Origin of the sequence: Thermodesulfobacterium hveragerdense DSM 12571, assembly GCF_000423845.1 — a bacterium.
Lineage (GTDB): Bacteria > Desulfobacterota > Thermodesulfobacteria > Thermodesulfobacteriales > Thermodesulfobacteriaceae > Thermodesulfobacterium > Thermodesulfobacterium hveragerdense.
In genome coordinates, this window is sequence record NZ_AUIT01000006.1 from 34,353 (window position 1) to 47,380 (window position 13,028).

Sequence of the window (13,028 nt, forward strand, 5' to 3'; positions counted from 1 at the left end):
ATGTTTAGTCTAATTGAGGTCCTGTTGATAGCGGTCTTGAGTTTAGCGTTAGGTAGTTTTTTTAACGTGGTTATCTACCGATGGTCAGAGGGTTTGTCTGTACTAAGGCCTGTCAGGTCTTTTTGTCCAAGGTGTAAAACTGAGCTTAAGTGGTATCACAACATTCCTGTTTTGTCTTATGTTATGCTTAAAGGAAGATGTGCTTTTTGTCAAAATCCAATCCCTCTCACCTATCCTCTGGTAGAGGTCCTAACCGCGGTGGTTGGAGTAGCTGCTTATTTAAAGTTTAAACCCTGGTATGGCTGGGCTACCTTTTTGGTTTTCTGGGTTTGGTTGATAATCCTTCTGGTGATAAGTTTTATCGACCTTAGGGTTAAGGAAATACCAGATAAGCTCAGTTTTGGTTTGATGTTGGCAGGACTTACGGCAAGTTTGTTAGGGTTAAACCCTCTGGTTGGTTTTGAAGAAAGTGTGGTTGGGATGTTAGCAGGGGCAGGCCTTCTTTTTCTGATTAACGAGGTCTACTATCTTTTTGCTAAAAGAGATGGGCTTGGGATGGGAGATTTTAAGCTGATGGCTGGGATAGGTGCTTTTTTGGGGTATAAAAGTTTTTACTGGGTGGTGTTGATAGCCTCTTTTTCAGGGATTTTTGCCTTTTTTTTGGCAGTTCTGTGGTATCGATTAAAAGGGAAATCTAAAGACTTAAGCTTAAAAACAGAAATTCCTTTTGGGCCTTTTTTAGCCCTTGGGGCTGGTGTTTACACCTTTTTTGCAGAATTTTTTAAGACTTTTCTATCTTAATTTGCCTTAACAAGGTTTTCTTGAGAAGGAATTTTGATCACGATCGAGGTTCCTTTATCTTTCTTTCTGTAAAAATTTATGGTTCCTTTATGAAGGTCTATGATGGAGTATACCATGATAAGGCCTGTCCCTAAGTCTTTCAGGCTTAAAAGGTCTCCTTGGTTTATCTTTTCCACGACCTCTTGAGGCACTCCTTCTCCTGTGTCCTCTATTTTTAAGATTACCCAGCCTTCTTCTCTGGCAAGGGAGATTGAGAGTTCTCCTTTTTCTTGCATAGCCTTGATGGAGTTGTCAAACAGGTTTACCCACACCCTTTTTAACTGAAACTTGTCAAACCAGCATTCTCCTTCGTCCTCTACCTTAAGCCTAAACTTTACCTCAGGATAGGCTATCTCATACAGAGAGATTACCTCTAACAGGCTTTCTAAAAGGGTGCCTTTTTCCAGGTTTAGCTCAGGTTTTTTGGTAAAGTAATGAAAGTCGGTGGCAAGTTTGCGAAGTTCTTCGATGTATTTTTCGATGATGTTGGTGGTTCTAAGTAAGACCTCTTTTTTCTCTCCTTCTAAGGTTTTTTCAAGCTGTCTTTTAAGTCTTTCTACAGAGAGTTTGATAGGGGTTAAAGGATTTTTTATCTCATGGGATACCCTTAAGGCTACCTCCTTCCAGAAAGAAAGCCTTTTTAGGCGTTCCTTTTCCTCTAAGTTTTCTACGATCAAGAGATATTCGTGGGTTTTTAAAAATTCAAGCTTAAGAAGGGTAATCCCTAAGCTAAACTCCTTCTGTCCTGTAGACCAGGAAAGGGTGGTGTAAAAGGGGTTGGTTAGGTCTATCTGGGATAAAAGGGCAGGAAGGTTAAGTTTGTCTATCAGGTCTTGTGGGGATTTAACTTCATAGTGTTTTAAAAGATGGTTAAGGCTCTGGTTAGAGAACTTGACGGTTAGGTCAGGGGTAAGGACCAGGATCCCTACAGGCAGATGGTCAAGTACAGAAAGAAGGTAGCGGTTATAGTTTTGGACCTCCTCTTCGTATTCTTTAATCTTCCTTGTCATCTCGTTAAAGGCCTCTACCAGCCTTCCTACCTCGTCGTCCAGAGGGGTGAGGCCTTTTAGTTCTTCCAGGTTGAAGTCTTTTTTAGAGATCTTTTGGGCTGCGATCACCAGGTTTTGTAAAGGTTCAGTGAGGTTTCTCCCAAGTTTACTTCCTACCCATACTCCTACAAACACCACCAAAAGTAAAACCAGAGCTCCTGCAGTCATCAAAAACTGTTTAAAGGTTCTAAAGTATCTTTTTTCTACCAGTTCCTTTTCTCCTGAAAACTCTTCTAACCTTAGGAATTTACCGATGGCTAAGATAAGGGGTTGGCCTTTTGGGTCGTAAAAGGGGATAAACACCCTTAGATAGGGACTTGAGTTAACCAGAGAGATTTCAGAAAGAGGGCTTTTAGAGGCTTTTAGTCTTTCAAGAAAAGAAGGGGCAATTCCGATTTTTTGAGAGATGTCTGAGGAATAGGTTTTTTTCCTGAGATTTCCTCCCCAGTCAAAAACCTCTATAGAGTCTACCCTCATAAAATAACGATACCTTTCTCTCAGGACAGAGCTTTTGATTTCTTCGGTTTGGGAAAGATAATCTGTTATGATCTGTTGCCCTTTGTCAAGAAGGTCTCTTTCGATGTCTTTTATGTAATCCTCAGGGTTCAAAAGAACGGTTAACACCCTCTCTTCGAAAAATTCTTTAAGCCAGTAGTCCAAGGTTTTTTTAAAGAAAAAGAAACTTCCAAGCACAAGCACAACCGAAGGAAAAACGATAGAGATAAAGTAGATAAAAAAGAGCTTTACTTTAAGGCTTTTAGATACCTTTTTTATCTGGATTTCGTAGAAAATCTTGATGATATACCTGAAGATAAAGTAAAGAAGAAGTAAGATAAGGATAAGGTTTATCTGAAACAGGAAAAACAGAAAAAGGTTTTTTTGAGAGGTTGAAAACAGAGAAAGGTCAAAAAGGTTAAACTCAACCCATAGAGAAACGGTGAGGACTATCAAAAGTCCTAAAAAAACTTTGTGTTTCTTGCAAAAAGTTTTAATCCTTGCGGTAGATAACATCGAAAGGAAGGGTGTTTTCTGCCTTTAAACGGATTTTATGCTGGTTTTTGGTAAACCTTAAGTCTTTAGAAAGATGGGTTTGGTAGGTAATTTCCAGGTTGGTTTTAAGATAAAGGCTTGAGAGGTCGTTTTTAACCTGAAACCTTAAGGGATAGGAGTCTAAATACATAATTCTTAACACCAAGTCTTCTGGATTTTCAAAACTTTGTATCCCAAAGTTGTCTTCTAAAAAATAAAGGTTTTCTTCTGGGCTGTAGTAGAGTTTTTGCACGTATAATTCTTTATGGATGAGAACGTCGGTTAAAAGAAAACGTTTCTTAAACACCTCAAAGGAAAACCTGAGGTAAACCGGATTTTTTTTCTCCTTTAGAGATAAAAGTATCTCTTGTGTGGGAAAATCCTGATAGAAAATACTCAGGATAAGCTGATCTTGAAAACGGTAAACCTTGGTTTTAGCTATCTTAAACCCAAACGAAGGGCTGATAAAACAGAAAAAGAGGATGAGGGTTAAAAAAATCTTTTTCATAGGGTTAGGGCGTATTTTGCATGTTTTCTTACGATTTCCCTTTGGGTAAAAAGGATTTCATATTCCTTAAGCCCAAACTCCTCGGAAATCTCCTTAACAACGGATAAGACCTCTTCTCTGGATTTGCCGTGAACCATCGTGTAAAGGTTATAAGGCCAGTCGGGATAGGTTTTTCTAAGGTAGCAATGGGAGATGTAGGGTCTTTGAGCTAAGGCTTGGCCTACCTCTTCTGCCCTTTCTTCTTCTACCTTCCAGGCAACCATGGCGTTGCCTTCTATACCTGCAAGGTTGTGCCTTAAAGTGATCCCAAGTCTGGTGATAACCCTTTTTTGTAAAAGACTTTTTATAGCCTCAAAAACCTCTTCCTGAGAAAGGTTGTGTTTTTTAGCTATCTCCAAAAAGGGCTTTTCACAAATCAGAAGCCCATCGATCAATTCTTTTAAAACCAACCACTCAGTCTGAGAAAGTTCAACCTTCTTCAAAGGTACCACCTTTTTGTATTTTAAGATAGCATCTAACTACGATTTTTCAACCAACAAAGACAAGGGTAAAATTTAAACTAATATACAACCCCAAACTACGATGCAAGACTTTTGGTAGGCTATCCATTCTCTCTTTGGTTTCAGGGGGTTTAAACAAAATAAAATTAAGATAAAAGAAAACAAAGGAGTAAGCTTTTTTTATCCATAACCTAGTCCCTATAATCAGCTGATTTTGGTAGGTATGCCCAAGTTGGGCTATCCCTATTGACAAAAAACTGTTTCTGTATTAATCTCCTTTTAGTAATACTTTTTAACAATTTTTGTGTTTTGGTGTTGGATAGTTTTTACGGTTTGGTTGAGAAATAAGATTAGGTGGGGGAGATGGGATGGAGTATCTTGCGTGGTTGGTAGATTATGGGATAATCGGGGTTTTACTGGTTTTAAGTGTGATTTCCATAGCGATAGGTATAGAAAGGGTGGGTTATTATAAAAGGGTTGACCTTGCTAATTATAAACATCCCAAGGAGCTTGAGGTGGACTTAACTAAGGGGCTTTATGTGATTGCCACCGTAGGTGCCAATGCCCCTTACATCGGGCTTTTAGGAACAGTTTTAGGGATTATGCTTACCTTTTATACCATTGGTCAGGAAGGGATGGTTGATAGTAAAAGAATCATGGTAGGTCTGGCTTTAGCATTAAAGGCAACGGCTGTGGGGCTCCTGGTAGCCATCCCCTCTACGGCTTTTTACAACTATCTTTTAAGAAAGGTTAAAGAAAAGATAGCCTTATGGGAGATCCAGTCTAATCGATAACCAAAGGGTGTTTTGATGGAAGAAAAAGAGTTTGACTACATAAACGTAATCCCTTTAGTAGACATCATGCTGGTGCTTTTAACCATAGTTCTTGTTACTGCTACCTTTATCGTGCAGGGAAGTATTCCTGTCAACCTGCCTAAGGCCAAAAACGTTGAGACTTCTGAGATAAGAAGTTATCAGATAACCCTTACTAAAGAGGGAGAGGTGTTTTTTGAAGGAAGGAAGGTGACCTTGAAAGAGCTTGAGGACCTGGTGGGAAGTTTAAAAGGAGAGGTTCAGGTTTCCATCTTAGCAGATAGATCTTCTCAGGTGCAAGGGCTGGTTGACCTCCTTGACCTTTTAAAAAAACATGAAATAAAACGGGTTTCTATAAAAACCGAAGTAGTAAGATAAATGGTTTCAGTAAAACATCTTTCTACATCCCTTTTTTTGCATCTTTTAATCTTGCTAAGTTTTTTGATGTTTTTCAGGCTAAGTGAAATAGGAAGGGCTAAATACATAGAAATAGACCTTGAAGCCTATTCAGGCTCTCAGCTTACCCAAGAAAAATCCAAGCAGGCGTTAACTACTGAAAAAACTGCAAAGGTTTTTCAACTAACCCAAAACCAACCAGATAAGTCTCTGCCTGTAAAAGAGGAGGCAACTCATTTTATTGCTAAGGAAGAAAATGCAGTTTCTGAGGTTGTCCCGTCTAAAGAGAGTAGAATACCTAAGGAAACTTTTTCTCAAACGTCTTCTTCTCATGGATCAGGTAGTGGAGTTTCTCAGTTTGTTAGTTCAGCTAAAGAAAGGACTTCTAAACCGAGTGAGGGGCAGGAAGGTTTTTCTGGCTATTCAGAGAAAAAAGATCAAGAGAAGATAGCCCAGCATTTTCTTTCCCAAAAGTTTTCTATCATCTCTGACATCGTAAGAAAACATCTGCAATATCCCTATTTAGCAAGAAGGATGGGATGGGAGGGTAAGGTGGTAATTTCCTTTGTGCTAACCAGACAGGGAGAAGTAAAAGAGGTTAGGGTGGTTAACTCTTCTGGTTATAAGGTTTTAGACGAAAATACTCTTGCTACTTTGCAGGGGTGTGCTAAATATTTCCCGGTACCACCGGTAGACGTAAAAATTACCCTTCCTGTAGTCTATAGATTGAATTAAAATAAGTATTAGCTTTTTTAAAAAACCAGGGAAGAGTTGATGAGGTTGTCAGGGTTTAGGCTTTGTATAAAACAGATAATTCTTTTCTTCTGGGTTTTCTTTTTAGTCTGTGGGATAGGGCTTGCAGGATGTAAAAAAGATAAAGAGGAAAGGCTTTCAGAAAATACCGTAAAGGTAGTAAGGGCTTTAGACGGAGATACGGTTTTACTTCATAACGGAGAAAAACTCAGGTATGCAGGGGTTGATAGTCCTGAGTTAAACCATGGTAAAGACTTACTATCTCAACCTTTTGCTGAAGAGGCCTACAGTTTAAACCGGCAACTAACTGAAGGGAAGGTTTTTAGGGTTGAGTTTGCCCTTAAGGAAAGAGACCATTATGGCAGGCTTTTGGGGGACCTTTATTTTGAAAACGGAACCTCAGTTTCAGAAATACTGGTTAAAGAAGGATTGGCGCTGGTTTGTTATTTTTCAGGAAGTGCAGAGGCTTATCATAAACTGCTTCCTCTACAGACAGAGGTAGTAAAAAAGAGAAAGGGGTTTTTCTCGCTAATTGATAAACAACCCCAAGGACTGGTCTACGTGGGAAATAAACAGTCTAAAAGGTTTCACCATCCAGACTGCCCAGAGGTAAGAAAGATAAAAAAGAAGGTTTATTTTAAAAGTTTAGAAGAGACCTTTTTAGAAGGATATTGCCCTTCCAGGGAGTGTTTTGATAGGATCTTCCCGGTCCGTTAGGCTTTCTTAGGGGTTATTTTTTCAAGCCCTCCCATGTAGGGTCTTAACACCTCAGGGATGAGGACAGAACCGTCTTCTTGCTGGTAGTTTTCAAGGATAGCCATCACTGTCCTGCCTATGGCTAATCCAGAACCGTTAAGGGTGTGAACAAACCTGGGTTTTCCCCCGTCTTTAGGGCGATATCTGAGGTTGGCTCTTCTTGCCTGGAAGTCTTCAAAGTTAGAGCAGGAAGAGATTTCTACATACCTTTTTTGTCCAGGTGCCCATACCTCTATGTCATAGGTTTTGGCAGAGGCAAACCCTAAGTCTCCTGTACAAAGGGCTACCACCCGATAATGCAATCCAAGGAGCTGTAAAACCTCTTCGGCATCCAAAAGAAGGTTTTCTAACTCGTCATAAGAGGTTTCTGGGACCACAAATTTTACCAACTCTACCTTGTTAAACTGGTGTTGTCTTACGATACCTCGGGTGTCTCTGCCATGAGACCCAGCCTCAGACCGAAAACAAGGGGTATAGGCGGTGTAATAAAGAGGAAGGTCTTCCTCCCTTAAAATTTCATCTCTGTGAAGATTGGTCACAGGCACCTCGGCTGTGGGGATAAGGTAGTAGTTCCAGCCTTCAAGCTTAAAAAGGTCTTCTTTAAACTTGGGAAGCTGGGCGGTGCCTATAAGAGAGGTTTCGTTAACGATAAAAGGCGGCAATACCTCTTTATACCCGTGTTTTTTAACATGTAGGTCTAACATAAAGTTGATCAAGGCCCTTTCTAAAAGGGCTCCTTCGTTAAAGTATACCACAAACCTTGACCCTGTAATCTTCCCAGCCCTTTCAAAATCAAGGATCCCTAAATTTTCTCCTATTTCCCAGTGAGGTTTAGGTTCAAACCCAATTTCTGGAGGTTCTCCCCATCTTTTTACCACCACGTTTCCCGAATCGTCTTTACCTACAGGCACGGTTTCATGAGGAATGTTCGGGAGATAGAGGAGTTTTTCCTGTAAGTTGTTTTCTACCTGAGAAAGTTCTGCTTCCAAGGTCTTAAGCTCTTCCCCTAATTTTTTTACCTCTTGAGCTAAAAAGTTGGCCTCCTCGTCTTTTCCCTGTTTTTTTAGACTGCCGATTTGTTCAGACTTTTCTTTTCTCAGATGTCTTAAGGACTCCACTTTTTGTAAAAGCTCTCTTCTTTGCTGGTCTAAAGAAAGTATCTCTTCTACAGGGAAGTCTTGCCCCCGGGTGCTTAGCCTGGCTTTAACCCATTCAGGCTTTTCTCTTATCAGTTTTAAGTCAAGCATTTATCTTTCTCCCTAAAGAAGTTTATTTTAAGCAGGAAATAAGGTGGCCAAGTTTTTCTTTTTTGGTTTTAAGGTAGTTGTAGTTTTCTGGTCTGGGGGTTATCTCTATAGGAACCCTTTCTACCACCTTCATTCCATACCCTTCAAGTCCTATGATTTTCCTTGGGTTGTTGGTCATGAGTTTTATTTGCTTTACCCCAAGGGCTCTTAAGATCTGAGCTCCAATCCCGTAGTCTCTAAGGTCCGGTTTGAACCCTAAGGCTAAGTTGGCTTCTACTGTATCTTTTCCTTCGTCTTGAAGTTTATAAGCCTTTAGTTTGTTTAAAAGACCTATTCCTCTTCCTTCTTGTCTGAGATAAAGGATAACCCCTTTTCCTTCTTTGGCTATCATTTCCATAGCTTTTTTAAGTTGAGGCCCACAATCGCATCTCAGTGAGCCAAAAACATCTCCGGTTAGACATTCAGAATGAACCCTTACCAAGATGGGGTTTTCGTCTATTTCTCCCATAACCAAGGCTATGTGGGTGGCGTTATCTATAAAGTTGGAGTAGGCTATCAACTTAAAGGTGCCAAAGGCAGTAGGGAGTAAGGTCTCTACCTCTCTTTTAACCAAGGATTCGTTTTGGATACGGTAGGCGATAAGGTCTTTGATGGTGATTATCTTTAGCCCAAATTCTTCAGCAAATTCTTCTAAGTCAGGAAGTCTTGCCATGGTGCCGTCGTCTTTCATCACCTCGCAGATAACCCCAGCTGGTTTAAGACCAGCAAGTCTTGCCAGGTCTACGGCAGCCTCTGTATGCCCAGCCCTAACCAGAACCCCTCCTTTTCTGGCTATGATAGGAAAAACATGCCCAGGGGTGATAAAGTCCTGAGGGGTACTTTTATCGTCGATAACCAGCTTTATGGTGTAAGCCCGGTCATAGGCAGAAATCCCTGTGGTGATCCCATGCCTTGCGTCTATAGATACCGTAAAGGCTGTCCCAAAAGGGTCTATCCCTCTTCTTGGTTGTAAAGGAAGTTGAAGCCTTTCTGCGATTTCCTGGGTGATGGCTAAACAGATAAGACCTCTTCCATATTTAGCCATAAAATTGATGGCCTCAGGGGTTACCTTTTCAGCAGCCAAAATGAGGTCTCCTTCGTTTTCTCTGTCCTCATCATCTACAACGATGATAAGCTTACCCTGCTTTAAGTCTTCTAACGCTTCTTCCACAGTGCTTATAGGCATCTACTTTGCCTCCTTATTATTTTAGAGTTTGTTTTAGGTTTTAATTTTGAAAAATCGTTTTAATATAATAAAACTCATTTAAATTTTAGCAACCATAAGCTTACGCAAAAAAATGAAAAAGATAGAAAGTTTAACCAAGTCTGCAACCTCTGTAACCATAGCGGTCTTTATCAGTCGCATCTTAGGACTGGTAAGGGAACAGGTTCTTGCCTATTTTTTTGGGGCAGGAAAAAGTATGGATGCCTATGTGGTAGGTTATCGCATCCCAAACCTTCTAAGAGACCTTTTTGCTGAGGGGGCACTTGGGTCAGCCTTTGTTAAGGTATTCAGCTCTACCTTAGAAAAAGAAGGGCCTGAAAAAAGTTTTAAGATAGCTCAAGTCATTCTTTCTAACCTCCTTTTGATTTTAGGGGGGATAGTAATCCTTGGGATGTTTAGTGCTGACTTGATAGTAGGTATGATTGCCCCTGAATTTACTAAAGATCCGGCTAAGTTTGACCTAACGGTAAAACTTACTCAGGTTATGATGCCCTTTCTTCTTTTTATAAGCCTTTCCTCGGTTTTGGCAGGGATGCTTAATTCCTTAGGGGTCTTTTTTTTACCGGCCTTTTCATCAAGTATTTTTAACATAACCTCAGTCTTAGTAGGGGTTTTAGGCTATTTTTTGTGTATAAGACTTAATCTAAATCCTATCTATGCCATGGCAGTAGGGGTCACCTTGGGAGGGTTTTTACAGTTCTATTTTCAATATCCTGAGGTGAGAAAAAGAGGTTTTTCTTTCAGGTTTTCTCCTGATTTGAAGGACCCTTATTTTAAAGAAGTTTGCAGGTTGATCTTACCGGTAATACTTGGGCTTTCAGCCGTCCAGATAAACATCTTTATCAACACCTTTTTCGCCACCTCTTGCGGAGAGGGGGCTGTTTCCTGGTATAGTTATGCCTTCAGGATTATGTATGTGCCCTTAGGGCTTTTTGGGGTAGGGCTCTCACAGGCTCTACTTCCTGAGCTTTCAAGGGCTGTTGCCAGGAAAGATTTTGCCTCTGCCAAAGACACATTTTCTCGTGCGCTGGTGGTTTCTCTAAGCCTTTCTTTACCTTCAGCTGTTGGGCTTTACTTTTTGGCTCAGCCGGTGGTAGAAGTGCTTTTTGAAAGAGGAAGGTTCAGCAGTTTAGATACGATAAACACCGCAGAGATTTTAAAGATTTTAGCCCTGTCTTTGCCTTTCTACGGGCTTTCAAAAACTGCAGTCCCACTTTTTTATTCGTTGGGTAAAACGATCATTCCTTCCTTAGGAAGTATCCTTTCAGTATTTGCAAATTTAACCGTAATAATTCTTACCATCAAAGCCTTAGGGATAAAAGGGGTAGCCTTAGGAACCTCTCTTTCTTTGGTTTTTCAGTGCATGTTTTTGCTTTTGTTTAGCTCTTTGCTTTTCAAACAATTTCCTTTAAAATTCTTACTAAGAAGTTTTTTTACCCTCGGGATAGCAGTTTTAGCCTTAAGTGGGATTTTAATTTTCTTACCACACTTAGGGCTTAACAGCTGGTTTTACCTTATGACAGCCATACCCTCAGGGGCCATCGTATTTTTAGGGGTTTGTAAGATTTTAGGGCCTCAAGAGACCTATCTTTTTTGGGTTAAGCTACTTAAAAGACGATAAATAAAAAAATTGGGAGGGCAAAATGAAAGTAAGTCCCTATATCTTTAGAGAATACGACATTCGTGGAAAGGTGGGGAAAGATTTTACCGAGGAGATAGTAAGAGAAATAGGAAGGGCCTATGGGACGATGGTGAGACGCAGTGGAGGAAAAAGGGTGGTTAGTGGAAGAGATGGAAGGCTTTCTTCTGAAGCTCTTCAAAGGTGTTTGATCGAAGGGATTTTATCTACCGGGGTAGAGGTTTTAAACATCGGACTTACCCCTACCCCGGTGATGTATTTTTCCCTCTTTCGTTTGCCAGAAGTTGATGGAGGTATACAGGTTACCGGTTCTCACAACCCACCAGAGTTTAACGGACTAAAGATCTGCTTAGGTAAAGACACCCTTTTTGGTAAACAAATCCAGACCTTAAGAGAACTGATAGAAAAGGAAGACTATGAAAGAGGTGCAGGAAAGGTGGAAACGATAGAGGTGCTTTCTGATTACATAGAATATGTTAGTTCAAACGTTGAACTTAAGAGACCGGTAAAGGTTTGTCTTGACCCTGGGAACGGGGTTTGTGCTCTGACCGCACCAGAGATTTTCAAACGTTTAAACTGCGAGGTTGAGTGTCTTTTTTGTGAGATAGACGGAAACTTTCCATACCATTTTCCAGACCCAGTCGTTCCAGAAAACCTGAAATGGCTAAAAGAAAAGGTAGTTTCTGAAGGGTATGAAGCTGGTTTTGGGTATGACGGAGACGGAGATAGGCTTGGGGTGATAGACGAAAAAGGTAACATCATCTGGGGAGACAGGCTTCTTTATGTGTTTGCCAAGTTTTTACTTGAAAAACATCCTGGAGCTAAGGTTATCGCTGAGGTTAAGTGCTCAAGGACTTTGTTTGAAAGGGTAAAAAAGTTGGGAGGACATCCTATTATGTGGAAAACAGGACATTCTTTGATAAAAAACAAGATGAAAGAGGAAGGGGCTCTTCTTGCAGGAGAGATGAGCGGACACATGTTTTTTGCAGACAAATGGTTTGGTTTTGACGATGGAGTTTATGCCTCTCTCAGGCTGGCTGAGATCCTTTCTCAGGCAGAACAACCTCTTTCTGAAATAATTAAAGAACTACCGGTTATGTATGCTACCCCAGAGATAAGGGTTGAATGCCCAGATGAGGTCAAGTTTAAGGTGGTGGAAAGGTTGGTGGCTAAGTTCAAACAAGAAGGACTCAACGTAGTAGACATAGATGGGGCAAGGGTTGAATTTCCTGAAGGATGGGCCTTGGTTAGAGCCTCCAACACCCAGCCGGTGTTAGTCCTAAGGTTTGAAGCTGAAACAGAAGGGTTTCTTGAAACTTTAAAACAGAAAGTTTATCAATCCTTAGACGAAGTTTTAAAATAAATAAATCCTTAAAAGGGAGTTTAATGGAATCCTTTGAACATTTACTTCAGGTTCTTCCTATTCCTTACAAAACCAAAAAGGCTATACAAGCCTTGAAACTGGCTAAGTCGTTGTGGCCTAAGGTTTTAGACAGAGAATTAGCTTTATACTCAAATCCTATAAGGTATGAAGAAGGTACCCTGATAGTAGAAACCTCAGACTATTACCATCTCCAACAGCTTCAACTAAAAGGTAGAGAAATTATCGAAGCCCTTGAAAAAGAAGTGCCTGAAAAAGAAAAACCTCTCTTTGTTGATCTTAAGGTGGTGATAAATCCTTTGATCTTCGAAAGATTAGCTAAAAATAAAAGGTTGGTAAACTCAGAAGAAGGGTTTTTAAGGGTAAATCCCGAAGACATTAAAGAACTTGAAAAAACCTTACAAAACCTAAAAGACCCTGAACTTGCCAAGTTGTTTAAAGGATTATTAAAGACTTACTTCAAGGCTAAAAAGACTTAAAAAGTTTAACAAAATCAAACTTTCCAAAAAAAACTTGTAGATTTGATAAAAACCCCTGGGGTAATCCCCAGGGGAAAATGTCTAAGAAAGCTTACTTCTTTTCAGGAGCGGCTGCAGGAGCAGCTTCTTTCTTAGCGGCTTTTTTGGCTTTCTTAGCTTTCTTGGCTTTCTTTTCTACCTTCTTTTCAGCAGCAGGAGCAGCTTTGTCAGCTGCAGGGGCAGCCTGTTCAGCTGCAAAAACAGGAGATACTAAAAGAGCTAAAGCAGCAACTAAACCTAATACCTTTTTCATAACCTACCTCCCTCCTTAGAGTTTTTTGTTTTGTATATATCAGCAAAAAAGATGCCCAAATTTTTGAGGTTTGAAATTGAGGT

14 protein-coding genes are annotated in these 13,028 nt (G+C 40.3%); 8 read left to right on the forward strand and 6 right to left on the reverse strand.

The window, feature by feature from the left end; genetic code table 11:
- Positions 1 to 801 (forward strand): prepilin peptidase, encoded by an 801-nt coding sequence (locus G580_RS0102705; protein WP_028840934.1) that lies wholly within the window; start codon positions 1 to 3, stop codon positions 799 to 801.
- Here G580_RS0102705 and G580_RS0102710 read toward each other — a convergent pair.
- From G580_RS0102710 to ahbB, 3 genes are read right to left on the reverse strand one after another with little or no spacing between them, the layout of a single operon-like run.
- Positions 798 to 2,900 (reverse strand): sensor histidine kinase, encoded by a 2,103-nt coding sequence (locus G580_RS0102710; protein ID WP_028840935.1) that lies wholly within the window; start codon positions 2,898 to 2,900, stop codon positions 798 to 800. The two genes, G580_RS0102705 and G580_RS0102710, sit on opposite strands and share 4 nt — an antisense overlap.
- Positions 2,878 to 3,426 (reverse strand): hypothetical protein, encoded by a 549-nt coding sequence (locus G580_RS0102715; protein WP_028840936.1) that lies wholly within the window; start codon positions 3,424 to 3,426, stop codon positions 2,878 to 2,880. The genes G580_RS0102710 and G580_RS0102715 overlap by 23 nt, the downstream gene beginning before the upstream one ends.
- Positions 3,423 to 3,908: a siroheme decarboxylase subunit beta gene (ahbB, locus tag G580_RS0102720; RefSeq protein WP_038041395.1), complete on the reverse strand. Its 486-nt coding sequence runs from the start codon at positions 3,906 to 3,908 to the stop codon at positions 3,423 to 3,425. Before ahbB ends, G580_RS0102715 begins: the two co-directional genes overlap by 4 nt.
- 386 nt (positions 3,909 to 4,294) lie before the next feature.
- Here ahbB and exbB point away from each other — a divergent pair, with 386 nt between their 5' ends.
- From exbB to G580_RS0102745, 4 genes are read left to right on the forward strand one after another with little or no spacing between them, the layout of a single operon-like run.
- Entirely contained in the window at positions 4,295 to 4,720 is a 426-nt protein-coding gene (gene exbB / locus G580_RS0102730; RefSeq protein WP_028840939.1) for a TonB-system energizer ExbB, read from the forward strand.
- Between the two features lie 15 nt (positions 4,721 to 4,735).
- Complete coding sequence (locus tag G580_RS0102735; protein ID WP_028840940.1) at positions 4,736 to 5,116, forward strand: ExbD/TolR family protein; 381 nt, start codon at positions 4,736 to 4,738, stop codon at positions 5,114 to 5,116.
- Positions 5,117 to 5,869 (forward strand): energy transducer TonB, encoded by a 753-nt coding sequence (locus tag G580_RS10935; RefSeq protein ID WP_051173011.1) that lies wholly within the window; start codon positions 5,117 to 5,119, stop codon positions 5,867 to 5,869.
- 39 nt (positions 5,870 to 5,908) lie between these two features.
- Complete coding sequence (locus tag G580_RS0102745) at positions 5,909 to 6,604, forward strand: thermonuclease family protein (protein WP_028840941.1); 696 nt, start codon at positions 5,909 to 5,911, stop codon at positions 6,602 to 6,604.
- On the opposite strand, the gene serS is transcribed toward G580_RS0102745, so the two are convergent.
- Both serS and G580_RS0102755 read right to left on the reverse strand, forming a co-directional pair.
- A complete protein-coding gene (gene serS / locus G580_RS0102750) occupies positions 6,601 to 7,890 on the reverse strand; it encodes a serine--tRNA ligase (RefSeq protein WP_028840942.1) in 1,290 nt (429 codons plus the stop codon). The genes G580_RS0102745 and serS overlap by 4 nt on opposite strands.
- Before the next feature lie 22 nt (positions 7,891 to 7,912).
- The gene (locus G580_RS0102755; RefSeq protein WP_028840943.1) at positions 7,913 to 9,115 is read right to left on the reverse strand and encodes a bifunctional 3,4-dihydroxy-2-butanone-4-phosphate synthase/GTP cyclohydrolase II; all 1,203 of its coding nucleotides are present in this window, start codon (positions 9,113 to 9,115) and stop codon (positions 7,913 to 7,915) included.
- Between the two features lie 112 nt (positions 9,116 to 9,227).
- Between G580_RS0102755 and murJ the strand changes: the two genes are divergently transcribed.
- Genes murJ through G580_RS0102770 form a run of 3 tightly spaced genes read left to right on the forward strand, consistent with a single transcriptional unit; the run spans position 9,228 to position 12,653 of the window.
- The gene (gene murJ / locus G580_RS09700; protein ID WP_038041397.1) at positions 9,228 to 10,775 is read left to right on the forward strand and encodes a murein biosynthesis integral membrane protein MurJ; all 1,548 of its coding nucleotides are present in this window, start codon (positions 9,228 to 9,230) and stop codon (positions 10,773 to 10,775) included.
- Positions 10,776 to 10,797: 22 nt separating this feature from the next.
- The gene (locus G580_RS0102765) at positions 10,798 to 12,156 is read left to right on the forward strand and encodes a phosphomannomutase/phosphoglucomutase (RefSeq protein WP_028840944.1); all 1,359 of its coding nucleotides are present in this window, start codon (positions 10,798 to 10,800) and stop codon (positions 12,154 to 12,156) included.
- Between the two features lie 23 nt (positions 12,157 to 12,179).
- Positions 12,180 to 12,653 (forward strand): DciA family protein, encoded by a 474-nt coding sequence (locus G580_RS0102770; protein ID WP_028840945.1) that lies wholly within the window; start codon positions 12,180 to 12,182, stop codon positions 12,651 to 12,653.
- Positions 12,654 to 12,744: 91 nt separating this feature from the next.
- Here the strand turns inward: G580_RS0102770 and G580_RS0102775 are convergent, their stop codons facing one another.
- A complete protein-coding gene (locus G580_RS0102775; RefSeq protein ID WP_028840946.1) occupies positions 12,745 to 12,945 on the reverse strand; it encodes a hypothetical protein in 201 nt (66 codons plus the stop codon).
- Between the last annotated feature and the right edge of the window lie 83 nt (positions 12,946 to 13,028).

What these genes read in the sequence shown, in the direction of transcription:
- G580_RS0102705 (WP_028840934.1), top strand. Translation starts at nt 1, where the DNA reads ATGTTTAGTCTAATTGAGGTCCTGTTGATAGCGGTCTTGAGTTTAGCG.
- G580_RS0102745 (WP_028840941.1), top strand. Translation starts at nt 5,909, where the DNA reads ATGAGGTTGTCAGGGTTTAGGCTTTGTATAAAACAGATAATTCTTTTC.
- G580_RS10935 (WP_051173011.1), top strand. Translation starts at nt 5,117, where the DNA reads ATGGTTTCAGTAAAACATCTTTCTACATCCCTTTTTTTGCATCTTTTA.
- G580_RS0102735 (WP_028840940.1), top strand. Translation starts at nt 4,736, where the DNA reads ATGGAAGAAAAAGAGTTTGACTACATAAACGTAATCCCTTTAGTAGAC.
- G580_RS0102755 (WP_028840943.1), bottom strand. Translation starts at nt 9,115, where the DNA reads ATGCCTATAAGCACTGTGGAAGAAGCGTTAGAAGACTTAAAGCAGGGT.
- G580_RS0102710 (WP_028840935.1), bottom strand. Translation starts at nt 2,900, where the DNA reads ATGTTATCTACCGCAAGGATTAAAACTTTTTGCAAGAAACACAAAGTT.
- G580_RS0102775 (WP_028840946.1), bottom strand. Translation starts at nt 12,945, where the DNA reads ATGAAAAAGGTATTAGGTTTAGTTGCTGCTTTAGCTCTTTTAGTATCT.
- G580_RS0102765 (WP_028840944.1), top strand. Translation starts at nt 10,798, where the DNA reads ATGAAAGTAAGTCCCTATATCTTTAGAGAATACGACATTCGTGGAAAG.
- G580_RS0102715 (WP_028840936.1), bottom strand. Translation starts at nt 3,426, where the DNA reads ATGAAAAAGATTTTTTTAACCCTCATCCTCTTTTTCTGTTTTATCAGC.
- G580_RS0102770 (WP_028840945.1), top strand. Translation starts at nt 12,180, where the DNA reads ATGGAATCCTTTGAACATTTACTTCAGGTTCTTCCTATTCCTTACAAA.
- exbB (WP_028840939.1), top strand. Translation starts at nt 4,295, where the DNA reads ATGGAGTATCTTGCGTGGTTGGTAGATTATGGGATAATCGGGGTTTTA.
- murJ (WP_038041397.1), top strand. Translation starts at nt 9,228, where the DNA reads ATGAAAAAGATAGAAAGTTTAACCAAGTCTGCAACCTCTGTAACCATA.
- serS (WP_028840942.1), bottom strand. Translation starts at nt 7,890, where the DNA reads ATGCTTGACTTAAAACTGATAAGAGAAAAGCCTGAATGGGTTAAAGCC.